The following is a 24,752-nucleotide window of genomic DNA, read 5'->3' as shown; positions in this document are numbered from 1 at the left end:
CTCATACGTCCGCGCGTGCTGCGGTCTGGCGGCGGACTGGAGTCAGGGCGACCTCACTCGTGGTTCCTGGCTCGAACGTCGCCGACGTTCCGGCCGGGATGTTGAGCCGCATGCCCTCGGCGCTCTCCCGATCGAAGTCGAGGTCGGAGTTCGCCTGCGCGATCGGGAAGTGCGAGGAGACGAAGACCGGCCGGTCGGAGGTGTTGGTGACGCTCAGGTGGACGACCTCGCGGTCGCGGTCGATGACGATGTCGCCGTCCGCGCTCAGCAGTGCCCCCGGTCCGGCGGCATCGGGTTGCCCGAATGGCCAGTCGACCGAGACCAGAGCGGTTCCCTGGGGAAAGAGCGCCTCGACCTGGATCTGGGGCACCAGGTTCGGCACACCGGGTAGCAGTTGGCTGACGTCGACCACCCGGTACGCGGCCGCGACCACCTCGTCGAGAGAGGCACCGTCCCACGCGAGCTCGAGGATCTCATCGCAGACGACCGCGATCGCCTCCGGTGCCGAGATGCGGGAGCCTCGCCGCAGTCGGCGACGCGCGAACTCGGCGACCTGGTACAGCTCGATCCGCTCACGTTCACGGATGGTCAGGTGCATGGGTCCGTCCTTCTGACGATTGGGACACGGGGCTATCCGGAGAGCAGCCGCCGGGTCAGAGGTCGAGGACGAGCCGGTCGGACTTCGCACGTCCGACACAGATCATCATGACGTCGTTCGCGTCGTGCTCTTCCGCGCTGAGGAGCTGGTCACGGTGGCACGGCAGTCCCGCGAGTACTCCGGTCTCGCAGGATCCGCAGTAGCCCTCCTCACAGGAGAACGGCATACCCGGCACCTGAGTGCGGACGACGTCGATGACGCGGTCGTCGGGGCCTACTGGAAGGACGATTCCCGAAGAAGCCAACTCGATCTCGAAGTGGTCGCGGGCGCCGTCATCGGCGTCGAGGTCGACGGGAGCGGCCCCGAAGCGCTCCAGGTGCAAGCGATCCACGGCCGAGCACGCCTCTGCGTGCGACTCGAGCGCGGCGAGCAGGGGCTCCGGGCCACACGCGTAGACAGGCACGCTCGCGTTGCCTGCCTCGAATACCGCGGGGATGTCGAGGAGACCGTCTTCGTCCTGCGGGACCAGCCTCAGTGCCGCTCGGTCGCCCGCTGAACCAACCAGCTCCTCGAGCTCGGGCAGGTAGGCCATCGAGCCACGGGTTCGGCCGCCGTAGACCAGGGTCCAACGTGACCGACATTCTTCGGCGTGCCGGATCATCGCGAGAATGGGGGTGATGCCGATCCCTCCCGCGACGAAGACGTACTCGTCGACCTCGATCAGGCGGAAGTGGTTTCGAGGCCCGCGAATCTCAGCGACGACGCCTTCGCTGAGCGCGTCGTGCAGTTCCACCGAGCCGCCCCGGCCGTCCTCCTGACGGAGGACGGCGACCTTGATGCTCTCGCCGTCGCCGCCGCTGATGGAGTACTGGCGAACGACGCCGGAGGGCAGTACGACGTCGACATGTGCGCCCGGCTCCCAGGCGGGACAGGGCAGGCCGTCGCCCGGAACGAGTTCGACCTCGACGACGTCGACGGCGATGTCGCGCCGAGTCCGCACCGACATCTTCCGTGAGTCAGATCCGAGCATGCCCACTTCCTTTCACTCACGGCCCGCAACCAGTGCCGCAATGTTTCGCCAAGGTATGTTTGGAAGCCTGTGATTTGCAAGTCTTCCGATCCTGATCGCTCGATTTTGCAGATCGGCGCCCTCGGTCAGCCCTCCAGGACGGCAGCGAGTTGCTGGACGCCCCAGACGAGGTCCGGCTCGGAGATGACCAGCGGTGGGGCCAAACGGATCGTCGAACCATGGGTGTCCTTCGCCAGGACGCCGCGAGCCAGCAGTGCCTCGCACACCTCGCGACCGGTGCCGACCGAGGGGTCGATGTCGACCCCAGCCCAGAGCCCACGGGTTCGCGCGGCCACCACGCCGTGGTCGACGAGCTGGTCGAGCTGTCGGGCCAGCGCGGTACCGAGCTCCACAGCGAGGGCTTGGGGTTCCCCTTCGACGAGCATCGCAACGACCTCGCGCCCCACCGCGCAGGCCAGTGGATTGCCGCCGAAGGTGGAGCCGTGCTGCCCGGGGCGGAGGACACCCAGGACCGATCGGTCCGCGACCACCGCCGAGATCGGCACGACACCGCCTCCGAGCGCCTTGCCGAGGATGTAGATGTCCGGGATGACGCCCTCGTGGTCACACGCGAACGTGCGGCCCGTGCGGCCGAGGCCGGCCTGGATCTCGTCGGCCGCGAAGAGGACGTTCGTCCGGCTGCACAAGTCCCGCAGGCCCGAGAGGAAGCCGTCCGGGGGGAGGACGACTCCGCCCTCGCCCTGAATGGGTTCGATGATGACGCCGGCGGTGTTCTCGTTGATCGCATCCTGGACGGCGGCGAGGTCGCCGTACGGAACGGTCACGAAGCCCGGCGTGAACGGCCCGAAGTTCGTGCGTGCGTCCAGATCGTCGGAGAAGCTCACGATCGTCGTCGTCCGACCGTGGAAGTTGCCGGCGGCGACAACGATCTCGGCCCGATCGGGTGCGATGCCCTTGACCTCGTAGCCCCACTTCCGGATGACCTTGATGGCGGTCTCGACCGCTTCGGCCCCGGTGTTCATCGGGAGAACCAGGTCCTTGCCACATAGATTGCCCAAGGCTTCACAGAAGTCGGCGAACTGGTCGTGGACGAACGCGCGACTCGTCAGGGTCAGCCGATCGAGCTGCTCATGAGCGACCCGGAGGAGCCGGGGATGGCTGTGCCCGAAGTTCAATGCGGAGTAGCCGGAGAGAAAGTCGAGGTACCTGCGGCCCTCGACGTCGACCATCCACGCGCCCTCCGCTCGCTCCACCACGACGGGCAAGGGATGGTAGTTGTGCGCAGTGCGCTCTTCGGCACGGCGGAACGCGGTCGCGCCGATGGTCCTAGCTCCGGCCACAGTCGTCATTGCTGGCTCTCCTGAGATGCTTGTGGCTGGGGTCAGCCTTGGTAGGGGTAGCGGTAGTCGGTGGGCGGGGTGAAGGTCTCCTTGACGGAGCGGGGCTGGTCCAGCGGTGGAGGTTGGCCGGGGCGCCGGTGGGTCTGTCGTTGAGGTGCAGGTTCCCGGCGGCGAACCGCAGTCTGCGCACGAGGCGTACGCCGCGAGACGCGTTACGAGCACACCGTCCGACGCGGACGATACGCCTATTTCTTTCATCATTTCCAGTTCATGCACAGTTTTCTTGCACCAGCCCGGCTAGATTGCCGGAATGGATGACTAGGCGGAACCTCCAGCTCGTCGTGCGTGGCAGTTGCCCGGAGCGTCGTCTTCGCGCGACTCGAAGGCCGCAACGGGCATCGGTCTTCGCGGCTAGGCTCTCCACGCATCGAGCGCTCGTAGCCCGCCACGTCCTCGGGCCCGGCTGACTCGGTCCGGTCGGCGGCGAAAGGACAGGACTCACTTCATGAACGCGGATCCGACACGGTGGAGCGACCTCATCCCGACGACGGTCGCCGACGAGATCGATCTGGCTCTCATTGCTTGCCTGACCGAGGACGGCCGTATGAGCGCGGCCGACATGGCCGCGACGGTCGGGCTCTCAAGCGACGCCGTCCGAGACCGGCTGCGCCGGCTGTTGGACTCGGGACTCATCGAAGTCGTCGGCTCGGTGAATCCGGCCACCGTCGGACTCTCCGTCCTGGCCATGGTCGGCGTGAACGTATCCGGCAAGGTGCGTGAGGTTGGAGAACTGCTTGCGTCTCTCAAGTCGGTCGACTTCATCGCGTGTGTCGCCGGCTCCTACGACCTGCTGGCGGAGGTCGTCGCGCCCTCAGTTGAGGGCGTTCTGAGGATCCTGGACGACGAGATCCGCTCAGTAGAGCAGGTCCAACGCACCGAGGTCTTTCTGTACTCCTCCGTCGAGAAGTGGGCGACCGATCGGCAGACCGGCAAGCCACTCCTCCCGGTCGTGCTCGACCCCGACGAGTTGGCGATCGCAGAGGAGCTGCGCGTTGACGGCCGGATTACCTACCGTGAGCTTGCGGCGAAGACTGGGGTGAACTACCCGACCGCGCGTCGCAAGGCCATCTCCCTGCTTGAACGGGGCGTGGTCCAGATCTCCACCAATGTGAACCGTCTAGCGCTCGGCGGGCACGCCCAGGCGATGGTCGGAGTCCGCGTCGACGGCGATCTGGAGGTGGTGCTCGACAGACTCCGGTCCCTGCCGGAGATCGACGTCATGACCGCCACCGCGGGCCGATTCGATCTTCTCCTCGACGTCGACACGACGGACTCGGACGTGTTGCAGCGCTTCGTCCATCGCGAGGTTCGCCGGATCGACGGGGTCTCGGACACCGAGACGTTCATCTATCTGAAGGTCCTGAAAGTGCCGTTCAGCTGGGGGATTCCCGACCCCGTGTAGTCGAGAAGCCAGCTGCGACTCCGCGTCGGGAGGTCGCACCTGGCCCTGTTGGCTCGCGCGTCAGACGTCGTCTCTGAGCAGTTCCATGGTCGAGCAGTGGATACCGCCACCTCCGGCCTGGACGGCGTCGTAGGCGATGACCGTCACCTTGACACCAATGCTCTCGAGGATCTCCACCGTCCTGGGCGCCGACTCCGAGAGGATCACGTGTCCGGGCGAGACGTTCAGGCCGTTGACGGCCCACCCCTCGTCGGACGGAGCCCAGATCGGTTGGATTCCGTGCTCGCGAAGCAGATCGGGCATCCAGTGCGGCGCGGACTCTGGCGTGAGCAGCGCCAAATCCGTGTCGATCATCGCGAGCGTCCCGTCGATGTGGAAGGCGTCGAATCCGCTCAGCGGCACCGCGATGACCTCGATGCCCTGGTACTTGAGCAGATCCGAGAGCTGATCGGCGGCAGCCTGGTTGCAGCGGACGGAGGTGCCGAACACGGCGAGATTGCGGTTCAGCTTCACGAACGAACCGCCCTCCATGAAGCCGTGGCCAGTGATCGTTCCCAGGATGGGCATCCCAAGAGCGGCCACTTGGCGCGTGACGTCGGACTCTTCGCCCCGTCGCATCCACGGAGCCAGGCGTCCGATGACGGCGCCGCCCTTGACGGTGATGAGAGGGTCCCGCATGTAGACGGACTTGACGTATCCCGGCAAGGGATCGAGGACGTGCGTCTCGACGCCGAACGACCGAAGGGTGGCGACCAGGTTGTCGTGCTGGGCCTGCATCCTGACGAGGTTCGGCGGCTCCTTCTCGGGCCAGTACCAGCGACCGTCCGGGTCGAACGCGGCCCCGGCGTGGTCGTCCCAGAACTGGAGGTCGACCGCGTCGAACTCGGTACCGGGGCGTCGCAGGAGGACCTTCCGAAGGGGACCCACCTCGGTGGAGGCTCCCCAGTCGGCACCCCACATCTCCGTGATCTCGGCGGTGTCCGTGAAGGGCCGCTGATTCAGCGGGATGCGGCCCTGCGTGTAGGCGGTGTTGGCGGTCAGGATCTCGGGAAGCTCGCGGGTCATTCGAACTCTGCCCTTTCGCTGATGGGAGGTGTGTGCTGATCGGATGCATGTACCGGGAGGTCGGTGGGCTTCGCGGCGGCCTCAGATCCCGATGACGGTCGTCTTCGTCTCGGTGTAGTGCTCGATCGCGCCCGCTCCGAGCTCGCGTCCGAACCCGCTGCCTCGGACGCCGCCGAAGGGCAGCGTCGGATGGAACACCCCGTACGTGTTCACCCAGACGGACCCGGCTTCGAGTTGCCGGTTGACGGCGTGAGCACGGCGTAGATCGTTGGTCCAGAGTCCAGCCGCGAGACCGTAGGGAGTGTCGTTGGCGATCCGCACGGCCTCGGCGTCACTTGTGAATGTCAGAACCCCGAGCACCGGGCCGAACAGTTCGTTCTGTGCCAACCACGACTGCGGGTCGAGGTTCGTCACGACCGAGGGCTCCAGGAAGTAGCCCGGCTCCGACGTCGGCTTGGCACCCGTCACGACGGTGGCCCCGTCGTGTTCGGCCTCGTCGAGTCGCGCGATGATCGTCTGGCGTTGACGGTCCGTGATCACCGGCCCCATCTGGGCGGCCGGGTCGAGGCCGTGGCCCACGCGCACGGCCTTCGCACGGGAAGCGACGGCGACGACGAACGCGTCGTGGATGTCGCGGTGCACCAGGAGGCGACTGCCAGCGACGCAGACCTGTCCTGCGTTGGTGAAGATCCCTTCGCACACGACCTCGGCGGCCTGGTCGAGATCAGCGTCAGGGAAGACGATGTGGGCGCTCTTCCCGCCCAGCTCCAGGCTCACGCGGGCTGGACGGGCGGTTGCTGCCTGCATGACCTTCCGGCCGGTGGTGGTCGATCCCGTGAAGGCCAGCTTGTCGAGCCCGGTGTGGGAGGCAAGCGCGGCGCCGACGTTGCGGGCGCCGGTGACAACGTTCACTACTCCATCCGGGATGCCGGCCTCCGCAACCAGCCTCGCAATGTGCAGCGTTCCGAGTGGCGCGAGCTCGGAGGGTTTGACGATCAGGGTGTTGCCCGTGGCGAGCGCGGGCGCCAACTTGTAGCTGAGGATGGAGATCGGGTAGTTCCACGGCGTGATGGCAGCGCACACTCCAAGGGGTACGGGCGTGGTGAACGCGTGGAACTTCGGCGGCGCGGCAATCACCGAGCCAACCACCTTGTTCGCCCACCCGGCGTAGTAGCGCACCACGGAGGCAACCTCGTCAGCGCACGCCAACGCTTCGGAAAGCGGCTTCCCCGTCTCAAGGACCTCGAGCTCTGCGAGTAGCCGTCGGTCGCGCTCGACCAGGTCGGCGAGCGTCCGTAGCAGCCTTTCGCGCTCGTCGGGAGATGTCCTCGACCAGGGCCCGTCGGCGAAGGCGGTCCGGGCGGCGGCGACCGCGGCATCGACCTGGGCGGTGCTCGCCGAAGAGAGCTCCACGAGCTTCGCACCACGGCCGGGATCGTCGACCACGAACGGATCACCGTCGCCGGCGATCTCGCGCCCGTCGACCAGCTGACCGACGGGGTGCTTCGCGAGCCAACTGGCGGTCGACGCGCTGTAGTTGTCAAACGACTCCAGCGTCGTCGCACCACGATCGAGCGGTTCCTCAGTCGGTGCCGGTGCGCCGGCCGCTCCGGGCTGCAGGTCTTCACTCATTGATGCTTCCAATCTTTCAGTGATTCGGTACGCGTGCGGCCCGACCCGGCCGAGCGGGACGCGGGTGGCGAGCGGAGCCGACGGCCGACTCCCACGGATGAGCCTGCTCCGGCGTACTGGAGTCCTCAGACTCGATCTCGCGGAGGACGCCGCCCCGATCGCCGGTCAGATGACCGCTGCGAGGAAGTCACGCGTCCGCTGCTCGGCGGGCTGCCCCAACACCTGGTCCGGGGTCCCGTCCTCGACGATCCGTCCGTCGTCCATGAAGATCACGCTATCGGCAACCTCACGCGCAAAGTTGAGCTCATGAGTCACGACCAGCATCGTCATGCCGTTTCGAGCCAGGTCCTTCATGATTGCGAGCACCTCACCGACCAGCTCCGGATCAAGGGCCGAGGTCGGCTCGTCGAACAGCATCAGCTTCGGCTGGAGGGCGAGCGCCCGGGCGATCGCGACGCGCTGTTGCTGCCCGCCAGACAGCTGGATCGGGTAGCGGTCGGCCTTGTCGCCCAACCCGACGCGCTTGAGCAGGTCGAGGCCCTCCTCCCGCGCCGCGCGCTTGCCTCGCTTCTGCACCTGCACCGGTCCGAGGGTGACGTTCTGGAGGGCGGTCAGGTGTGACCAGAGGTTGAATCGCTGGAAGACCATCCCGATCTGCACGCGCTGCCTGGCAACCTCGCGCGGTCGAAGCTCGTAGTGGTTCCCGTGGGCTCGCCGGTAGCCGATCAGGGCGCCATCAACCTCGATGGACCCATCATCGATCCGCTCGAGGTGGTTGATGCAGCGCAGCATCGTGCTCTTGCCGGAGCCGGACGGTCCGATGATGCAGATGACTTCGCCGGGCATGACGTCGAACGAGACATCCTTGAGGACCGGCGTGTGTCCGAACCGCTTGGACACCCGGTCAACCCTGACCAGCGGGCTTGCAGTCGCTGTCGTCGATGTCATGCCACGGTCCTGCTCTCCGGTGTCGGCTGGGGTTGCGGGCGGCGTCGCCGCTTGGAGTCGCGGACGCTGCTACGCCCAACGCGACGTTCGATGAACCACTGCGCGACGCTCAGGATGCTCGTCATCACGAGGTACCAGAAGGCAGCCACGAGCAGCATCTCGACCACTCGCGCGTTGCCGGCAGAGATGATCTGCGCGTTTCCGGTCAGCTCCGAGTAGCCGATGACGGAGGCGAACGCCGAGTACTTGAGCATGCCGATGAGCTCGTTGCCCGTCGGCGGAACGATCACTCGGAGAGCCTGCGGCAGAACGACGATTCGGAACGTCTTGAAGCTCGACAGTCCGACCGCTTGCGCCGCCTCGACCTGACCCTGGTCTACCGACAAGATGCCGCCTCGAACGATCTCCGAGTAGTAGGCCGACTCCGTCACTGCCAGTGCGAGAACTGCGGCCAGGAACGGCGTGACAACCTCGTTGGTGTCCCACTCCGCCAGCGTCAGCGACGTTCCGGGGATGCTCAGGCTGAGGGACGGGAAGACGAGCGCGATGTTGTAGAGGATCACCAGGGTCAACAGGAACGGGATGCCTCGGAGCAGCCAGAGGTAGACCAACGCGAAGGTCTTCGCGACGGGGTTGCGGGAGAGGTTCATCGTCGCGATGACGACGCCGAGGACCATGGCGATCGCCATTGCGGTGATAGTGATGCGGATGGTTCGGCCCACCCCGGTGATGATGTCGCCGGAGAAGACGTACTCGCGGACGACGGCGAAGTCGAGGTTGTCGTTTCCCGCGACGGCAGAGACGAACCAGACGACAAGCCCCAAGAGGACGACGGCAGAGATCCAGCGACCGTAGTGTCGAACAGGTACGACACGTGGCGCGTTCGCGCTGGTATCCGCTGAGTCCGTGTTGTCCATGCTGGCCGACTGCGTACGTGTGAGTGACACCAGGGTCAGCTCCCGCTGTTGACCGCGACCGGGGTCGGGATGAGATCGCGGGCGAAGCCGTACTTGTCGAAGGTGGCATCCATGTCGCCGTTGTCGACGATCGTCGTGATGCCGTCCGCGATCTCCTGAGCGAGCTTCTCACCGTCCGCGTCCTTGCGGGTTCCGTCGCCGGAGAGGATGCTGCCGCCGCTGTCGCTGAGCGGCTGCGCCTTGAGGCTGTCGTCCTGCGAGGAGATGTAGCCGGCGGAGATGTTGTCGATGAGGTAGGCGCGGACCCGACCCGAGCGGACAGCGAGCGGGCCCTGAGACGTATCGAGGTAGGTGATCTCGATGCTCTCGCCGTTCGGGCAGTTGTCGCTCACGCCCTGGACGATCGGAACATCGGACTGGTTTCCCGAGGGCAGCGCGATGGTGTCGCCACAGAAGCCGGCGATGCTCGTGGCGTCGTCGTCGGCCTTGACCAGGGCGACGGTCGACAGCTCGATGTTGTCGATGATGTTCAACGACTTCCGGCGCTCCGGGGTGTCGTAGAACCCGCCGGCGGCGATGTCGATGCGCTTGGCCTGCAGGGAAGCGGTCATGCTGTCGAACTTCACGTTGACGAACTCGAACTTGACGCCCATCTCATCGCCGAGGGTGTTGTAGAGGTCGACCTGGTAGCCGCTCCACGTGCCGCCGGTGTACGAGAGGTACGGAAGGCCGAAGCCCGGGTCGAAGCCCACCTTGATAACGCGCTCGTCGGCGCCGCCGCTTGCGCTGGCGCTGCCGGAGCCGTCGGATCCTCCGCATGCCGTGAGCGCTGCGGCGCTCACGGCGAGGGTGAGGATCGCGGCGAGGGGCGAGAGGGCCGTCTTGCGACGCGGCATGGTCTTCTCCTTGAGGTGACGGGCCTGGCGGCTGCGACGCTCACCACGACCCTAGGTTCCGGCAAGTATGTACAGAGACCCCGATTACAGCAAGCGTTTCATCACAGCTTTGCGTCTCGATCCCGTTAAGTTTGCATACCGGGCCGATCTTCCGCCGTTTGTGGTCTCGCTGGTGATCGCAGCCCACGGGCTCCTCGAGTCCGCTGGCCCGCCGAGAGATGAAGGCCGCCGAGCGGGTCCCGTGAGTGGAGATGGTGCGCCAACAAGCCACCTTGAGCTCCCACCTCGACATGGGCGAGAGGACCGCGCCTGCAAGTTGCTAGTTCATGGCGAACGGTTCCGTATATAGTCACTGGACGGTACCGTCAACCCGTCTTGTTTGCAATGGCAGCCAACGCCAAGCGATTACGTGACACGAAGGACTCCCGTGATGACCTCTGCCTCCCCGGCAATCCTCACCGATCCCGACTTCTGGGCAGGTGACGACCACGCGGCAGCGTTCGCGACCTTCCGCCAGACCGCGCCGGTGGCGTGGCATCCCGAGCCCGCCACGGCCTGGAACTCCAAGGGCGGCCGCGGCTTCTGGTCTGTCACGTCGCATGAGTCGGTGACCGAGGTGAGCAAGGCGACGACCGTCTTCGGCTCGCGGTACGGCACCGAGATCATCGACCAGGACCCCGCGGTCGTGGCTGCGGCCGGCATGCTCAACATGGACGCGCCGGAGCACACGCGGCTGCGCTCGATCGTCTCTCGCGTCTTCACGCCTCGGCGCGTCGCGGGGATGATGACCGACATCGACGGGCGCGCCGAGCGGCTGGTGAGCCGGCTGCTCGATCTCGGCTCGTTCGACTTCGTCGCCGAGGTTGCCGACACCTACCCGGCCGGGATCATCGCCGACTTCATGGGAGTTGAGCCGGCCGACCTCCCGATGCTCGTCGAGCTGACCAAGAAGATCCTCGGCCCGCTCACTGAACTGTCCTACAAGTCCAACCTCGAGATGATCGCCTACGGCACCGAGGTCGCCCTTCGACGCAGGGAGCACCCCACCGACGACCTGGTGTCGTTGATCGTCAACGCGGAGGTCGAAGGCCAGAAGTTGACGCCCGAGGAGGTAGGCACCTTCTTCGCGCTCCTCCTCACCGCCGGTATCGAGACGACGGGCACCGCGCTCAACCATTCCATGGTCGCTCTGGACCGATTCCCGGAGCAGCGCGACCTCTGGAGGTCCGACGTCGCGACCCACTCGCCGTTCGCGGTCGAAGAGGTCTTCAGGTGGGCAAGCCCGGTACGCCGGTTCCGGCGCACGGCCCTTCAGGACACGTCCATCGCCGGCACTCCGATCGCCGCTGGCGACAAGGTGGTGCTCTGGTACATGTCGGCGAACCGCGACGAGACCGTGTTCACCGACCCCGAGCGGTTCGACGTCACGCGCAATCCGAACCCGCATGTGGCGTTCGGGGGTGGCGGCAGCCACTTCTGTCTCGGCGCGAACCTTGCCCGGGCCGAGGTGCGCGCTCTCCTGGAGCTTCTCCTGGTCCGCGCGCCCGGACTCCGAGTCGCGGGATCTGTGCGCTACGCGGCCAACGACGCGTTCAACGTGGTCGACGAACTCCCGATGACCATCGGCACCTGATCCTCGCGAGCGACGTCGACGAGCCCCGCCCGGCGGAGTTGAGAGCCACCACCAACCGACGACCGGCGCCAGAGAAGAAGCTGCCGTCGTGGCGGGAGGGTCGACCTGCCGTCGCCCGATCTGCAAGGACGACAGTTCTTGCTGCGAAAGCACGAAACCCCCACCGATGAGTGGGGGTCCGCAGCCTCAACGACTCTCGCTGAGTGGCAGGTGAAGGATTCGAACCTTCGAAGGCAAAGCCGACGGATTTACAGTCCGCTCCCATTGGCCGCTCGGGCAACCTGCCGGGGAGTCGCGCCGCGGCCGTTTGGCCCGGCGACGACAAGGCGAAAGAATAGCGCAGCCCATGTGGCGGACGAAAACCAGACCGGAGGAGTGCAGATGGCCGACTCGTCGTTCGACATCGTCAGCAAGATCGACCGCCAGGAGGTCGACAACGCGCTCGGCCAGACCGCGCGCGAGATCGCGACCCGCTTCGACTTCAAGGGGACCGGCGCGACCATCGAGTGGCAGGGCGAGCACGCGATCGAGATCTCCGCGTCCGCCGACGACCGGGCGAACGCCGTACTCGACGTGTTCAAGGGCAAGCTGGTCAAGCGCGACGTCAGCCTCAAGGTCCTCGACGCCTCCGAGCCGCGGCAGTCCGGCCAGCAGAGCAAGATCTCGATCGCGCTCAAGGAGGGCATCTCCTCGGAGAACGCCAAGAAGGTATCCAAGCTGATCCGCGACGAAGGCCCCAAGGGCGTCAAGGCGCAGATCCAGGGCGACGAGCTCCGGGTGTCCTCGAAGAAGCGCGACGACCTGCAGGCCGTGATCGCGCTGGTGAAGGCGCAGGACTACGACTTCGCGGTGCAGTTCACCAACTACCGGTGAGCGAGCGACGGCTCACCCGGTCGCGGCCGCCATCGCCGGGACGGTGGCGGCGCCGGACGCCGGTGTCACCCAGGCCCGGCAGCCCTCCGCGACGCCGAGCTGGCGCGCGTGCGTCCGGGTCAGGACCACGCCGACCTCCTCGCCGTCGTCGGTGAGCACGGTGACCCGCACCTCGAACCCGACTCGCAGCACCCGCGACACCACCCCCTCGGCCGCGCCCGCGAGCTCAGGGGCGAGCGAGATGTGGACGTCGTGCGGTCGCAGCAGTACGCCGTTCAGGCGGGTCGTCTCGCCGAGGAAGCCCATGACGAAGTCGTTGGCCGGCTCGTCGTAGAGCTCGTCGGGCGAGCCGATCTGCTCGACCCGGCCCTCGTTGATCACCACGATCTCGTCGGCGACCTCTAGGGCCTCCTCCTGGTCGTGGGTCACGAAGACCGTGGTCACGTGCACCTCGTCGTGCAGCCGGCGCAGCCAGTCGCGCAGCTCCTTGCGGACCTTCGCGTCCAGCGCGCCGAACGGCTCGTCGAGCAGCAGCACCGTGGGCTCCACGGCCAGCGCCCGGGCCAGCGCCATGCGCTGTCGCTGTCCGCCGGAGAGCTGGGAGGGCAGTCGGTGCGAGAACTGCGAGAGGTGGACGAGCCTGAGCAGCTCGTCGACCCGCTCGGCGACCTCTGCCCTGGGCCTCTTGCGGATCTCCATGCCGAACGCGACGTTCTTCGCGACCGTCAGGTGCTTGAAGACCGCGTAGTGCTGGAACACGAAGCCGACGTTGCGCCGCTGCGGCGGCAGCCTCGTCGCGTCGACGCCCTCGATGCCGACCGTGCCGGCGTCTGCGACCTCCAGGCCGGCGATTACCCGCAGCAGCGTGGACTTGCCGCCGCCGGAGGGGCCGAGGAGCGCGATCAGCCGCCCGGTCGGGATCGAGACGCTGACGTCGTCGAGGGCGACGAAGTCGCCGTACCTCTTGGTGACGTGGGTGATGTCGATGCTCATGCCTGTCTCCTCTTCTCGCGTCGGCGTTCGTCCTCGGCCCGGAGCACGGCGACGACGACCAGGCAGGCGACGCACACCATCACCAGCAGGAAGGCGATCGCGTAGGCCGAGCCCTGGGCGAAGTTCTGGTACTTCTCCTCCACCATCAACGTGGCGGTCTGGGTCTTGCCGCTGATGTTGCTCGACACGACCTTCACCGCGCCGAACTCGCCGACGGACCGGGCGAGGCTGAGCACCACGCCGTACCCGACCGCCCACTTGATGCTGGGCAGCGTGATCCGCCAGAACGTCTGCGGCGCGCTCGCGCCGAGGCTGCGGGCCGCCTGCTCCTGCTCGTCCCCGATCTCCGTGAGCGTCGGGACGACCTCGCGGATCACCAGGGGCAGGGCGACGAAGCAGGTGGCCATGACCAGGCCCGGCGTCGCGAAGACGACCTGGACGCCGCCGTCCTCGAGGCCCTGGCCGAGCCAGCCGTCGCGGCCGTTGTAGACCAGGACCAGCGCCAGGCCGACGACGACGGGCGACACGGACAGCGGGACGTCGACCAGCGCGGACAGCAGCCGCTTGCCCGGGAACCGGTAGCGGACCAGCAGGATCGAGACGGTCACGCCGAAGACGAGGTTGATCGCGACCGCGATGCCGGCCACCTGGGCGGTGAGCAGGAGGGCCGAGACGACGTCCTCGTCGCCGAGCGCGTCCGCCAGGTTCGCCAGGCCGCCCTCGAAGGTACGGCGGACCAGCATGCCCACCGGCCAGGCCACGAGGAAGAGCACGTAGGCGACGGCCACCAGGCGCAGCGTCCAGCGGACGGGGGCCGAGACCTCAACCACGGCGCGACACCCGCCTCGAGACGATGTCGAGCACGACGATCACGAACAGCGCGACCGCGAGCATGACCGAGGCGACGGCCGCGGCCGAGGCGTAGCTGCCGTTCTCGATGAACGACAGCACGCGCACGGAGACGACCTCGGTCTCGTTGGGCCGGTTGCCACTGAGCAGCACCAGCGAGCCGTACTCCGAGATCGCCCGGGCGAAGCTCAGCGCCGCACCGGCCGCGATCGCCGGCACGAGGCTCGGCAGGATGATCCGGCGGAAGATCGTGCTCCGCCCGGCGCCGAGGGAGGCCGCGGCCTCCTCGACGTCGGCCTCGAGCTCCTCCAGCACCGGCTGCACCGCGCGCACCACGAACGGCAGGGTCACGAAGGCGAGCGCCAGCGTGACCGCGCGGGGCGTGAACGCCCAGTGCACGCCGATCGGGCTGTTCGGCCCGTAGAGGGCGAGCAGCACGAGGCCGGCGACCACGGTGGGCAGCGCGAACGGGACGTCGATGACGACGTCGAGGATCACCCTGCCCGGGAACCGGTCGCGGACCAGCACCCAGGCGATGACCGTGCCCATCACGACGTTGACCAGCGTGACCACGATCGACTGGGTCACGGTCAGCCTGAGCGCGCTCCAGGTCTGCGGGTCGCGGAGCACGTCGACGTAGCTGCTCCAGCCACCGGCCGCGGCCGTGGCGACGATCGCCGACAGCGGGACCAGCACGAGCAGGCTGAGCCAGAGCGTCGCGACGCCGAGGCCCAGCCCGGCGGCGGGCGTGAGGGTGGTGCGCGGGGCCGTACGGCGGACGCGGCGGGTCCGGCCCGCGTCCACCGTCGCCCCGGAGAGAGCGCCGGTCACTCCTCGCCCTCCTTGCCGAGGCTCTGCTGGAGCTCGGTCACGATGCCGAGGGGGTTGCCCTCCTGGCCGTCGCCGAAGAACCTGTCGGCGGCCTCGCCCCAGCCACCGAAGTCGTCGATCGTGTACAGCGTCTTCGGGGCCGGGAACGGGTCGCTCGGGTCGTTGGCGCCCTCGACCTCGGGGATGTCGACGCCGTCGACGACCGGGCGGAATCCCGAGGCGGCGTAGTCGGCCTGCGCCTGCGGGCTGGTCATGAACTCCAAGAACGCCTCGGCGGCAGCGCCGGCGTCCTTGGTGACCGCGGCGGGGTTCTCGATGAGCAGCGTCTGCGGCGGGACGACGTAGTCGACGTCCGCGCCGCTCTGCCTGGCGAGGATCGCCTCGTTCTCGTAGGACAGCAGGACGTCGCCGCTGCCGTCGGTGAACGCGGTCGTCGCCTCACGGCCACTGGCGGGCAGCGCGATGGTGTTCTGCAGCAGCTTGGTCAAGAACGCCTTGCCCGCCGCCTCGTCGTCGGTGCCGCGGGTGGCGTAGGCCCAGGCCGCCAGGATGTTCCAGCGCGCCGAGCCGGAGGAGCCCGGGTTGGGCGTGATGATCTCGACGCCGGGCTTCACCAGGTCGTCCCAGGTCCGGATGCCCTCGGGGTTGCCGGCGCGGACCACGAAGACCACCACCGAGGAGGTGGCGATGCCCTTGGTCGGGTTGTCCCTCCAGTCCTCGGCGACCAGGCCCTCGTCCACGAGGCGGGTCACGTCGGTCTCCAGGGAGTAGTGCACGACGTCGGCCGGCGACCCGGCCACGACGGCGCGGCTCTGGTCACCCGAGGCGCCGTACGACGGCTCGAACTGGACGCCGTCGCCGGCGTCGGTGCTCTCGAAGTCCTTGAAGACGGGCTCGTTGGCCGCCTCCATGACCGAGAAGGCACTCAGGTTGATCGTCTCGCCGCCGTCCGAGCCGCTCGAGCTCGAGCATCCGGCCAGGGCCAGCACTCCGGCGGCCGCTGCCGACACGACCCTGGTCGCAGTCTTCATCATCGTCCCCTTCCGGCCCACCACTGTGGACTTTTTGTCTAATGACAATCAGATTACTGCATTTAATCGGCGGAGCCACTCGGGGGCCTGGCGACACGCAGGCCGTGGGTGCGACTCAGCCATCCGCAGTCAGAGACGGCTCCGGTGCGGCCGGGCATCGGACTATCGTGAGAGGCCGTGACCAGGACCCCGCTCGCGGGTGGAACAAGTCCCTCCGCCGTACCGCGAGTACGATCGGCGGCGACGTACCGGGACCGGTCGCGACCGGTGGCACGACGAGCACGACGAGGGAGTGGGCGCGAGGCCGTGGTGAACGAGCAGGGCAAGCAGGTCAAGCAGCTGGATCGGGTGGTGATCCGGTTCGCGGGTGACTCCGGTGATGGGATGCAGTTGACCGGCGATCGGTTCACGCAGGAGTCGGCGGTGTTCGGCAATGATCTGGTGACGCTGCCGAACTTCCCGGCCGAGATCCGGGCGCCGCAGGGCACGCTGCCGGGGGTCTCGTCGTTCCAGGTGCACTTCGCCGACCACGACATCTTGACCGCGGGGGATGCGCCGGACGTGCTGGTGGCGATGAACCCGGCGGCGCTCAAGGCGAATCTGGGCGACCTGCCCAAGGGTGCGACGGTCATCCTCGACACCCACGACTTCACCAAGCGCAACCTCGACAAGGCCGGGTACGACGCCAACCCGCTCGACACTCTCGGCGACGCGAACGACCCGCTGGGCGAGTTCAACGTGCAGCCGGTCGACCTGACCGGGATGACGGTGGCGGCGGTCAAGGAGTTCGGGCTCTCGCGCAAGGACGCGGCCCGGGCGAAGAACATGTTCGCGCTCGGCCTGCTGTCGTGGATGTACGGGCGACCCACCGACCCGACGGTGGCGTTCTTGGAGCGGCGGTTCGCGAAGGTCCCCGAGATCCGCGACGCCAACGTCACGGCGTTCCAGGCGGGCTGGAACTTCGGGGAGACCACCGAGACGTTCGCGGTCCAGTACGAGGTCAAGCCGGCGCCGATGGCGCCGGGGACCTACCGCAACATCACCGGCAACCTGGCGCTCGCCTACGGCCTGATCGCCGGCGGGGTGCGGTCCGGGCTGCCGGTGTTCCTGGGCTCCTACCCGATCACCCCGGCCTCCGACATCCTCCACGAGCTGTCCAAGCACAAGGCGTTCGGGGTGACCACGTTCCAGGCCGAGGACGAGATCGCCGGTGTGGGCGCCGCGATCGGCGCCTCCTTCGCCGGATCCCTCGGGGTGACGACCACCTCGGGTCCGGGGATCGCGCTGAAGTCCGAGGCGATCGGGCTGGCCGTGATGACCGAGCTCCCGCTGGTCGTGGTCGACGTGCAGCGCGGCGGCCCCTCGACCGGCCTGCCGACCAAGACCGAGCAGGCCGACCTGCTGCAGGCGATGTACGGCCGCAACGGCGAGGCACCCGTCCCGATCCTCGCGCCCCAGTCCCCCGGCGACTGCTTCGACGCCGCCTTGGAGGCGGCCCGGATCGCGGTCACCTACCGCACCCCGGTCATGCTGCTCTCCGACGGCTACCTCGCCAACGGCTCCGAGCCCTGGCGGATCCCCGACGTCTCGACAGGGTCCGCCGACCTCCCGAGGATCGACCCCGACTTCGCCCAGCCGCTCAACCAGAACGGGGCGGACGGGGAGGCGTTCCAGCCGTACGCGCGCGACCCCGAGACGCTGGCGCGGCCGTGGGCTCCGCCGGGCGTGGCCGGGCTGGAGCACCGGATCGGGGGCCTGGAGAAGGCCGACATCACCGGCAACATCTCCTACGACCCGGCCAACCACGACTTCATGGTCCGCACCCGGCAGGCCAAGGTGGACCGGATCGCGGAGTCGCTGCCGCCGCTGACCGTCGACGATCCGTCCGGTACGGCGAAGGTGCTGGTCGTCGGGTGGGGCTCGACGTACGGCCCGATCGGCGCCGGCGTGCGCCGGGTCCGCCGGGCCGGCCACCGGGTCGCGCAGGTCCACCTGCGCCACCTCAACCCGTTCCCGAAGGACCTCGGCGAGATCCTGTCCCGCTACGACAAGGTGCTGGTGCCCGAGATGAACCTCGGCCAGCTCTCCCTGCTGCTGCGCGGCAGGTACCTCGTCGACGCGGTCGGCTACAACCAGGTCCGCGGCCTGCCGCTCAAGGCCGCCGACCTCGCCGAGGCCATCGGCGGCCTGGTCGCCGAGGCCGAGGGCATCTCCCCCGAACAGATGCAGACCGACCTCACCACCCCTGCCGAGGAGGCACTGCAGTGAGCACCACCGATCTCGGCCTGCCCGGGCTCCGCTCCGGCGTCGAGCTCGTCCCCCGCGTGGACGAGGGCGACCAGCCACAGACCGGCAAGGACTTCACCTCCGACCAGGAGGTCCGCTGGTGCCCCGGGTGCGGCGACTACGCCGTACTCAAGGCCGTCCAGGGGTTCCTGCCCGACCTCGGGCTGCGCCGGGAGAACATCGTCTTCGTGAGTGGGATCGGCTGCTCCAGCCGGTTCCCCTACTACCTCGACACCTACGGCATGCACTCCATCCACGGCCGCGCGCCGTCGATCGCGACCGGCATCGCCACCGCCCGCTCCGACCTCTCGGTCTGGGTGGTCACCGGCGACGGCGACGCGCTCTCCATCGGCGGCAACCACCTCATCCACGCACTGCGCCGCAACGTGAACATGACCATCCTGCTGTTCAACAACCGGATCTACGGCCTCACCAAGGGCCAGTACTCCCCCACCAGCGAGGTCGGCAAGGTCACCAAGTCCACCCCCCTCGGCTCCCTGGACCACCCGTTCAACCCCGTCTCCCTCGCGCTCGGCGCCGAGGGCACCTTCGTGGCCCGCACCATCGACTCCGACCGCAAGCACCTCACCGCCGTGCTGTCCGCGGCCGCCGCGCACCGCGGCACCTCGCTCGTGGAGATCTACCAGAACTGCCCCATCTTCAACGACGGCGCCTTCGACGCGATCAAGTCCAACGACACCAAGGCCGACGCGATCATCCCGCTGGTCCACGGCGAGCCGATCCGCTTCGGCGCCCCCGACGATTCCGGGGAGGGCGCCAAGGGGCTCGTCCGCGACAGCGAGACCGGCGGCGTCAAGGTCGTGCTCGTGGCCGACGTCGGCGAGGACGCGATCCTCGTCCACAACGCCCACAACCCCGACCCGACCACGGCGTTCGCGATCTCCCGGCTCACCGCCGCCGACTACCTCCACCAGGCGCCCATCGGCATCTTCCGCCAGGTCCAGCGCCCCACCTACGACGACCAGGCCCGCGCCCAGATCGCCACCGCCCACAACACCACCCCCACAGACCCCACCGACCGCCTCGCCGCCCTCATCAACAGCGGCGACACCTGGACCGTCGACTGAGCGGAGACGCGCCAGCGGATCCGCTGGCGGTGGTTGGGCGAGCCGCGCGACCGAGGAACGAGGTCGCGACCGGCGTGTCGAAACCGAGTCGTGCGGTGAAGACCTGGACCCCTATTCTGGCGCGGTGCCAGAAGCGCGTCGGGGATTCGCCTTCGGCGTCGCGGCGTACGTCCTGTGGGGGCTCCTCCCCCTGTACTGGCCGCTGCTCGCGCCCGCCGGCGCCGGCGAGATCCTCGCCCACCGGATCCTGTGGTCGTCGATCACCATGGCGATCGTCGTCGTGGCGCTCCGGCGCACTCGCCGGCTGCGCGCCATCTGGGACGACCGGCGGGTGCGGATCCTGCTGACGACCGCGGCCGCGGTGATCACGGTCAACTGGCTGACCTACATCTGGGGCGTCAACAACGGCCGCGTGGTCGAGACGTCGCTCGGCTACTTCATCAACCCGCTGGTGACCGTGCTGATGGGCGTCCTCGTCCTCGGCGAGCGGCTGCGGCCGCTGCAGTGGGCCGCTCTCGGCCTCGCGGCCGGCGCGGTGGTCGTGCTGACCGTCGACTACGGCCGGCTGCCCTGGGTCGCCCTCGTGCTCGCCTTCTCCTTCGGCAGCTACGGCCTGTGCAAGAAGACCGCGAACGTCGGCGCCACCGAGTCGCTGGCCTACGAGACGGCCGTCATCGCACCCCTCGCGGCGGCGTACCTGCTCTGGCTCGGGGCGACCGGCGGGTCGAGCTTCACCGACCGGGGCACCGGGCCCGCGCTGCTGTTCGTGGCCACCGGTGTCATCACCGCGGTCCCGCTGATCTGCTTCGGCGTGGCCGCGACCCGGGTCTCGATGGTGACGCTCGGCCTGCTGCAGTACCTGGCTCCGGTCCTGCAGTTCGTCCTCGGCGTGCTGTGGTTCCGCGAGGACATGCCGGCCGGCCGCTGGGTCGGCTTCGTGCTGGTGTGGATCGCGCTGGCCATCTTCACCGTCGAGGCGGTCAACCACCGTCGCCGGCAACTCCGGCTCGCCGTCGAGGCGTCCGCCGCGTAGTACGTCCCTCGGTGATCGGGTCGTCCGCCTGTGGGCGGCGTATCAACCCGCGAGAGGCGGACGACCCGGTCAGCTGGAGCGGACGGCGACGATGTCGGCGAACGCCTCGAGGGCGTCGCGGACCGGCCCGGGGGGGACGACGGCGAGCCTGGCCTTGGCCTCCTGGGCCTGCGCGACGACGTAGGCGCGGGCCTCGTCCAGCGCGGGGTGCTTGCGGAGCAGGTCGAGGGCCTCGGCGTGGCGGTCGTCGTCGGCGAGGTCGCCGTCGAGCAGCTCGATCAGGCGCGCGTCGGCGGGGTCGCCGGCGGCCCGGGCCATCAGCACCGGCAGCGTCGGGACGCCCTCGCGGAGGTCGGTGCCGGGGGTCTTGCCGGACTCGCCCGCGTCGGAGGCGACGTCGAGGATGTCGTCGCTGAGCTGGAAGGCCGAGCCGACGATCTCGCCGTACGCCGTGAGCGCCTCCTCGACCTCCCGCGAGGCGCCGCCGAAGCGGGCGCCGTAGCGGGCGGAGGTGGCGATCAACGAGCCGGTCTTGCCGGCGACGACCTCGAGGTGGTGCGCGATCGGGTCCTCGCCGGGACCGGGCGCGACGGTCTCGAGGATCTGCCCCTCGACCAGCCGGGTGAACGTCTCGGCCTGGATGCGGACCGCGTCGGCGCCGAGCCGCGCGGTGAGCTCGGAGGAGCGGGAGAACAGCCAGTCGCCGGTGAGGATCGCGACGTGGTTGCCCCAGCGCAAATGCGCCGCATCGGCACCACGGCGCAGCTCGGCCTCGTCCATGACGTCGTCGTGGTAGAGCGAGGCGAGGTGGGTCAGCTCGACCACGCACGCGGCCGTGATCACGTCCTCGGAGTCCGCGCGGTCGCCGGTCTCGGCCGCCAGCAGCACCAGCAGCGGCCGGAACCGCTTGCCGCCGGCGGCCATCAGGTGGCTCGCGGTCTCGGTGACGAAGCCCGCCCGGCTGACCACGTGGCCGGCCAGCGCCTCCTCCACCACCGCCAGCCGCTCGCGGAGTCGCGAGGCCAGCGCCTCGTCGGTGACGGGGAGGGCCAGGCCGGCGGTACGGGTGGTCACCTGACGAATTGTCCCGCATTCGCCGCGAGGTCGAGAACCGGGCCGGGCACGATGCCCAGGACCAGGGTCGCCGCCGCCCCGACCAGGATGGTCGCAGAGGTCAGCGCCGACGGCTTCGTGACGGTCGCGACCTCGCCGGCCGGAGTCGCGTCGTCGACGAAGAACATCAGCACGATCACCCGGACGTAGAAGAACACCGCCACGATGCTGCACGCGATCGCCGCGACCACCACCGGCCACGCGCCCGCGGAGAGCGCGACCGCGAAGACCGCCCACTTCCCGACGAAGCCCGCGGTCAGCGGGATGCCGGCCATCGAGAGCAGGAAGAACGCGAACAGGCCGGCGACCAGGGGCGAACGGCGGCCGAGCCCGTGCCAGCGGGCGAAGCCGGTGGCCTCGCCGCTGGAGTCGCGGACCAGGGTGACGACCGCGAACGCGCCGATCGTCGCGAAGCCGTACGTGGTCAGGTAGAACAGCACCGCCTGCAGCGAGGTGACCTGGCCGTCGGACAGCTCCGAGGCCTGCTGGACGCCGAGGACGCCGGTGAGCAGGAAGCCGGTGTGCGCGATCGAGGAGTAGGCGAGCATCCGCTTCATGTCGGTCTGCACGACGGCGAGTACGGCGCCCACGACCATCGTCAGGATCGCGACGATCCAGAGCATCGGCTGCCACGACCAGCGCTCGGAGCCGAACGCCACGTAGAAGATGCGCAGCATCGCACCGAACGCGGCGATCTTGGTGCCGGCCGCCATGAACGCCGTGACCGCGGTCGGGGCGCCCTGGTAGACGTCGGGGGTCCAGGCGTGGAACGGCGCGGCGCCGACCTTGAACAGCAGGCCGACGGCGAGCATGCCCAGGCCGATCAGCAGCAGGGTCTGGTTGCCGTCGTCGTTGCGGGTGGCCTCGTTGATCTCGGCGTACCCCATGGAGCCGGCGAAGCCGTAGACCAGCGCGACGCCGTAGGCGAAGAAGCCGGAGGAGAAGGCGCCGAGCAGGAAGTACTTGAGCGCCGCCTCCTGGCTGAGCAGCCGGCGCCGGCGGGCCAGGCCGCACAGCAGGTACAGCGGCAGCGAGAGCACCTCGAGCCCGACGAAGAGCGTGAGGAGGTCGTTCGCGGCGGGGAACAGCATCATGCCGCCGACCGCGAACATCATCAGCGGGAAGACCTCGGTGTGCTCGAGGCCGCGGGTCGAGGCCTGGCGCTCGGCCTCGGTGCCGGGCAGCGCGGCCGCCTGGCCGGCGAAGGCGGTCACGCCGCCCTCGAGCCTGCGCTCGGCGAAGAGCAGCGCGCCGCCGAGCGCGAAGACCAGCACGATGCCCCAGAGGAAGACCGTCGGGCCGTCGACGGTGATCGTGCCCTCCATCCTGATGCCGCCCCTGGCGGCACCGTCGCCGACGGAGCCGAGGTCGGTGGCGAGCCAGACCGTGGCCGCGAGCGCGGCCACCAGGCCGGCGCCGGCGAGGATCGTCTGCACCCGGAACCGCAGCGACCGCGGCACGAACGCCTCGACGAGCACGCCGGCGCAGGCGACACCGAGGACCAGGAGCAGCGGCAGCAGCTGGCCGTACTCGATGGTGGGCTTCACGAAGTCCATCAGTTGCCCTCCTCGGCGGTGTCGGCGGCGGGGACGCTCGGCGCGTCGTCGGAGACGCCGACGCGCGCGAGGACCGTGTCGACGTACGGGTTCGCGGCGTCCAGCAGCGGCATCGGGTAGAGGCCGAAGACCACCAGCGCGACCATCAGGGGTACGACGGCGGCCAGCTCGCGCCGATTGAGGTCCGTCATCCCCTCGTCGGTGGGCACCGGCGGCCCGGTCATCGTGCGCTGGTAGAGCCACAGCACGTAGACCGCGGCCAGCACGATGCCGGTGACGGCGACGACGCCGACCCACCAGTGGTAGTCGAACGCGGCGATCATCACCAGGATCTCGGACACGAACTGGCTCAGGCCGGGCAGGCCGAGGGTGGCCAGGCCGGCGACGAGGAACAGCCCGGCCAGGACGGGCGCGCGGCTCTCGACGCCGGTGATCCGGCTGATCAGCGAGGTGCCCTTGCGTTTGATCAGGTAGCCCGCGATGAGGAACAGCGCGGCGGTGCCGACGCCGTGGTTGACCATGTAGAGGATCGAGCCGGAGGCGCCCTGGCTGGTCAGCGCGAAGATGCCGAGCGTGATGAAGCCGAAGTGGCTGAGCGAGGTCAGGCCGATCAGGCGCAGGATGTCGTCCTGGCCGATCGCGAGGAACGCGCCGTACACGATCGAGATCAGCGCGAGCACGACGACCACCGGCGTCGCCCACTGCGAGGCGTTCGGGAAGAGCCCGAGGCAGAACCGCAGCATGCCGAAGGTGCCGATCTTGTCGAGCACGCAGACCAGCAGCACGCTGGTGCCGGGCGTGGCCTTCTCGGTCGTGTCGGCCAGCCAGGTGTGCAGCGGGAACAGCGGCGCCTTGACCGCGAAGGCGACCATGAAGCCGACGAACAGCCAGCGCTCGGCGTTCGTGCCGAGGTCGAGCTGCTGCAGGTCGCCGATGAGGTACGACGGGCTGCCGGCGTCGGCCGAGACGACGTAGAGCCCGATCACCGCGGCGAGCAGCACCAGGCCGCCGGCGAGCTGGTACATGAGGAACTTCACCGCGGCGTGGGCGCGGCCCTCGCGGCCGTAGCGGCCGATGAGGAAGTACGCCGGGATCAGCGTCGCCTCGAACACCACGTAGAACAAGAAGACGTCGGTGGCGAGGAAGACCGCGAGCGCGAACGCCTCGAGCGCGAGCGCCCACGCGAAGAAGCTCGCCGGGCTGCGGCCGTCGCCCTCGTGCCAGGACGCCACGATCACGATCGGGACGAGCACGACCGTGAGCAGGATCATCAGCAGGCCGAGGCCGTCGACGCCGAGGGCGTAGTGGATGCCGAACGCCGAGATCCAGTCGTAGGTCTCGGTGAGCTGCATCCCCCCGCCGTTGTCGTACTGCAGCGCGATGGCGATGCCGACCAGCAGGGTCAGCAGCGAGACGCCGAGCGCGACCTGCTTGGGCAGGACGGCGTCGCCGCGGCCGCGGCCGAGGAGCGCCGTCACGACCGCGCCGACGAGCGGCACGGCGACCAGGACGGTGAGCCAGGGGAGGTCGTTCATTTCCGGGGTCCCCGTTCAAGGCGGAGCGAAGCGAGCATTCGAA

General features: G+C 68.7%; 21 protein-coding genes and 1 tRNA gene. 6 read left to right on the top strand and 16 right to left on the bottom strand.

Features of this window, described 5'->3' with window-relative positions:
• Position 1: 1 nt before the first annotated feature.
• From ACYVKX_RS01640 to rocD, 3 genes are all read right to left on the bottom strand, one after another.
• Entirely contained in the window at positions 2–598 is a 597-nt protein-coding gene (locus tag ACYVKX_RS01640) for an urease subunit gamma (protein WP_460828774.1), read from the bottom strand.
• Positions 599–653: 55 nt separating this feature from the next.
• Positions 654–1,628 carry a PDR/VanB family oxidoreductase gene (locus tag ACYVKX_RS01635; protein ID WP_460828773.1) on the bottom strand — a complete coding sequence of 325 codons (975 nt, stop codon included), beginning with the start codon at positions 1,626–1,628 and terminating at the stop codon, positions 654–656.
• 125 nt (positions 1,629–1,753) lie between these two features.
• On the bottom strand, positions 1,754–2,977 hold the full coding sequence (gene rocD, locus ACYVKX_RS01630; protein ID WP_460828772.1) for an ornithine--oxo-acid transaminase: 1,224 nt from the start codon (positions 2,975–2,977) through the stop codon (positions 1,754–1,756).
• 496 nt (positions 2,978–3,473) lie between these two features.
• On the opposite strand from rocD, the gene ACYVKX_RS01625 reads away from it, so the two are divergent.
• The gene (locus tag ACYVKX_RS01625) at positions 3,474–4,430 is read left to right on the top strand and encodes an Lrp/AsnC family transcriptional regulator (protein WP_460828771.1); all 957 of its coding nucleotides are present in this window, start codon (positions 3,474–3,476) and stop codon (positions 4,428–4,430) included.
• Positions 4,431–4,490: 60 nt separating this feature from the next.
• On the opposite strand, the gene ACYVKX_RS01620 is transcribed toward ACYVKX_RS01625, so the two are convergent.
• The 5 genes from ACYVKX_RS01620 to ACYVKX_RS01600 all read right to left on the bottom strand — a co-directional run bounded on the left by ACYVKX_RS01620 (position 4,491) and on the right by ACYVKX_RS01600 (position 9,888).
• The gene (locus ACYVKX_RS01620) at positions 4,491–5,390 is read right to left on the bottom strand and encodes a dimethylarginine dimethylaminohydrolase family protein (protein WP_460828770.1); all 900 of its coding nucleotides are present in this window, start codon (positions 5,388–5,390) and stop codon (positions 4,491–4,493) included.
• A 186-nt stretch (positions 5,391–5,576) separates the two neighbouring features.
• On the bottom strand, positions 5,577–7,127 hold the full coding sequence (locus ACYVKX_RS01615; RefSeq protein ID WP_460828769.1) for an aldehyde dehydrogenase family protein: 1,551 nt from the start codon (positions 7,125–7,127) through the stop codon (positions 5,577–5,579).
• Positions 7,128–7,292: 165 nt separating this feature from the next.
• Complete coding sequence (locus ACYVKX_RS01610; protein WP_460828767.1) at positions 7,293–8,075, bottom strand: amino acid ABC transporter ATP-binding protein; 783 nt, start codon at positions 8,073–8,075, stop codon at positions 7,293–7,295.
• Positions 8,072–8,992, bottom strand: a complete 921-nt coding sequence (locus ACYVKX_RS01605; RefSeq protein WP_460828766.1) for an amino acid ABC transporter permease — start codon at positions 8,990–8,992, stop codon at positions 8,072–8,074. Before ACYVKX_RS01605 ends, ACYVKX_RS01610 begins: the two co-directional genes overlap by 4 nt.
• Positions 8,993–9,027: 35 nt before the next feature.
• The gene (locus tag ACYVKX_RS01600; protein WP_460828765.1) at positions 9,028–9,888 is read right to left on the bottom strand and encodes a transporter substrate-binding domain-containing protein; all 861 of its coding nucleotides are present in this window, start codon (positions 9,886–9,888) and stop codon (positions 9,028–9,030) included.
• A 430-nt stretch (positions 9,889–10,318) separates the two neighbouring features.
• On the opposite strand from ACYVKX_RS01600, the gene ACYVKX_RS01595 reads away from it, so the two are divergent.
• On the top strand, positions 10,319–11,521 hold the full coding sequence (locus ACYVKX_RS01595) for a cytochrome P450 (RefSeq protein WP_460828764.1): 1,203 nt from the start codon (positions 10,319–10,321) through the stop codon (positions 11,519–11,521).
• 204 nt (positions 11,522–11,725) lie between these two features.
• Here the strand turns inward: ACYVKX_RS01595 and ACYVKX_RS01590 are convergent.
• A tRNA-Tyr gene (locus ACYVKX_RS01590) sits at positions 11,726–11,807 on the bottom strand.
• A 95-nt stretch (positions 11,808–11,902) separates the two neighbouring features.
• Between ACYVKX_RS01590 and ACYVKX_RS01585 the strand changes: the two genes are divergently transcribed.
• On the top strand, positions 11,903–12,394 hold the full coding sequence (locus ACYVKX_RS01585) for a YajQ family cyclic di-GMP-binding protein (RefSeq protein WP_460828763.1): 492 nt from the start codon (positions 11,903–11,905) through the stop codon (positions 12,392–12,394).
• A gap of 12 nt (positions 12,395–12,406) precedes the next feature.
• Here the strand turns inward: ACYVKX_RS01585 and ACYVKX_RS01580 are convergent, their stop codons facing one another.
• The 4 genes from ACYVKX_RS01580 to ACYVKX_RS01565 are packed head-to-tail and all read right to left on the bottom strand — an operon-like array spanning position 12,407 to position 16,098.
• Entirely contained in the window at positions 12,407–13,387 is a 981-nt protein-coding gene (locus ACYVKX_RS01580; RefSeq protein WP_460828762.1) for a sulfate/molybdate ABC transporter ATP-binding protein, read from the bottom strand.
• Positions 13,384–14,217 carry a sulfate ABC transporter permease subunit gene (locus tag ACYVKX_RS01575; protein WP_460828761.1) on the bottom strand — a complete coding sequence of 278 codons (834 nt, stop codon included), beginning with the start codon at positions 14,215–14,217 and terminating at the stop codon, positions 13,384–13,386. The genes ACYVKX_RS01580 and ACYVKX_RS01575 overlap by 4 nt, the downstream gene beginning before the upstream one ends.
• Positions 14,210–15,067: a sulfate ABC transporter permease subunit CysT gene (gene cysT / locus ACYVKX_RS01570; protein ID WP_460828760.1), complete on the bottom strand. Its 858-nt coding sequence runs from the start codon at positions 15,065–15,067 to the stop codon at positions 14,210–14,212. The genes ACYVKX_RS01575 and cysT overlap by 8 nt, the downstream gene beginning before the upstream one ends.
• Entirely contained in the window at positions 15,064–16,098 is a 1,035-nt protein-coding gene (locus ACYVKX_RS01565) for a sulfate ABC transporter substrate-binding protein (protein WP_460828759.1), read from the bottom strand. Before ACYVKX_RS01565 ends, cysT begins: the two co-directional genes overlap by 4 nt.
• Positions 16,099–16,365: 267 nt before the next feature.
• Here ACYVKX_RS01565 and ACYVKX_RS01560 point away from each other — a divergent pair, with 267 nt between their 5' ends.
• From ACYVKX_RS01560 to rarD, 3 genes are all read left to right on the top strand, one after another.
• Entirely contained in the window at positions 16,366–18,366 is a 2,001-nt protein-coding gene (locus ACYVKX_RS01560) for a 2-oxoacid:acceptor oxidoreductase subunit alpha (protein WP_460828784.1), read from the top strand.
• Entirely contained in the window at positions 18,363–19,472 is a 1,110-nt protein-coding gene (locus tag ACYVKX_RS01555) for a 2-oxoacid:ferredoxin oxidoreductase subunit beta (protein ID WP_460828758.1), read from the top strand. Before ACYVKX_RS01560 ends, ACYVKX_RS01555 begins: the two co-directional genes overlap by 4 nt.
• 124 nt (positions 19,473–19,596) lie before the next feature.
• A complete protein-coding gene (rarD, locus tag ACYVKX_RS01550) occupies positions 19,597–20,505 on the top strand; it encodes an EamA family transporter RarD (protein ID WP_460828757.1) in 909 nt (302 codons plus the stop codon).
• Between the two features lie 69 nt (positions 20,506–20,574).
• Here the strand turns inward: rarD and ACYVKX_RS01545 are convergent, their stop codons facing one another.
• The 3 genes from ACYVKX_RS01545 to ACYVKX_RS01535 are packed head-to-tail and all read right to left on the bottom strand — an operon-like array spanning position 20,575 to position 24,709.
• Positions 20,575–21,579 carry a polyprenyl synthetase family protein gene (locus tag ACYVKX_RS01545; protein WP_460828755.1) on the bottom strand — a complete coding sequence of 335 codons (1,005 nt, stop codon included), beginning with the start codon at positions 21,577–21,579 and terminating at the stop codon, positions 20,575–20,577.
• Positions 21,576–23,174 (bottom strand): NADH-quinone oxidoreductase subunit NuoN, encoded by a 1,599-nt coding sequence (gene nuoN / locus ACYVKX_RS01540; RefSeq protein ID WP_460828754.1) that lies wholly within the window; start codon positions 23,172–23,174, stop codon positions 21,576–21,578. The genes ACYVKX_RS01545 and nuoN overlap by 4 nt, the downstream gene beginning before the upstream one ends.
• Positions 23,174–24,709 (bottom strand): NADH-quinone oxidoreductase subunit M, encoded by a 1,536-nt coding sequence (locus tag ACYVKX_RS01535; RefSeq protein WP_460828753.1) that lies wholly within the window; start codon positions 24,707–24,709, stop codon positions 23,174–23,176. The genes nuoN and ACYVKX_RS01535 overlap by 1 nt, the downstream gene beginning before the upstream one ends.
• Between the last annotated feature and the right edge of the window lie 43 nt (positions 24,710–24,752).

This window comes from Nocardioides hungaricus, assembly GCF_054782915.1.
Note: the sequence above shows the minus strand (reverse complement) of the source record. Positions and strands in the feature narration are given on the sequence as shown.

What these genes read in the sequence shown, in the direction of transcription:
- nuoN (WP_460828754.1), bottom strand. Translation starts at nt 23,174, where the DNA reads ATGGACTTCGTGAAGCCCACCATCGAGTACGGCCAGCTGCTGCCGCTG.
- ACYVKX_RS01565 (WP_460828759.1), bottom strand. Translation starts at nt 16,098, where the DNA reads ATGAAGACTGCGACCAGGGTCGTGTCGGCAGCGGCCGCCGGAGTGCTG.
- ACYVKX_RS01615 (WP_460828769.1), bottom strand. Translation starts at nt 7,127, where the DNA reads ATGAGTGAAGACCTGCAGCCCGGAGCGGCCGGCGCACCGGCACCGACT.
- ACYVKX_RS01535 (WP_460828753.1), bottom strand. Translation starts at nt 24,709, where the DNA reads ATGAACGACCTCCCCTGGCTCACCGTCCTGGTCGCCGTGCCGCTCGTC.
- ACYVKX_RS01625 (WP_460828771.1), top strand. Translation starts at nt 3,474, where the DNA reads ATGAACGCGGATCCGACACGGTGGAGCGACCTCATCCCGACGACGGTC.
- ACYVKX_RS01635 (WP_460828773.1), bottom strand. Translation starts at nt 1,628, where the DNA reads ATGCTCGGATCTGACTCACGGAAGATGTCGGTGCGGACTCGGCGCGAC.
- ACYVKX_RS01640 (WP_460828774.1), bottom strand. Translation starts at nt 598, where the DNA reads ATGCACCTGACCATCCGTGAACGTGAGCGGATCGAGCTGTACCAGGTC.
- ACYVKX_RS01605 (WP_460828766.1), bottom strand. Translation starts at nt 8,992, where the DNA reads ATGGACAACACGGACTCAGCGGATACCAGCGCGAACGCGCCACGTGTC.
- ACYVKX_RS01595 (WP_460828764.1), top strand. Translation starts at nt 10,319, where the DNA reads ATGACCTCTGCCTCCCCGGCAATCCTCACCGATCCCGACTTCTGGGCA.
- ACYVKX_RS01580 (WP_460828762.1), bottom strand. Translation starts at nt 13,387, where the DNA reads ATGAGCATCGACATCACCCACGTCACCAAGAGGTACGGCGACTTCGTC.
- rocD (WP_460828772.1), bottom strand. Translation starts at nt 2,977, where the DNA reads ATGACGACTGTGGCCGGAGCTAGGACCATCGGCGCGACCGCGTTCCGC.
- ACYVKX_RS01600 (WP_460828765.1), bottom strand. Translation starts at nt 9,888, where the DNA reads ATGCCGCGTCGCAAGACGGCCCTCTCGCCCCTCGCCGCGATCCTCACC.
- ACYVKX_RS01620 (WP_460828770.1), bottom strand. Translation starts at nt 5,390, where the DNA reads ATGTGGGGTGCCGACTGGGGAGCCTCCACCGAGGTGGGTCCCCTTCGG.
- ACYVKX_RS01585 (WP_460828763.1), top strand. Translation starts at nt 11,903, where the DNA reads ATGGCCGACTCGTCGTTCGACATCGTCAGCAAGATCGACCGCCAGGAG.
- ACYVKX_RS01610 (WP_460828767.1), bottom strand. Translation starts at nt 8,075, where the DNA reads ATGACATCGACGACAGCGACTGCAAGCCCGCTGGTCAGGGTTGACCGG.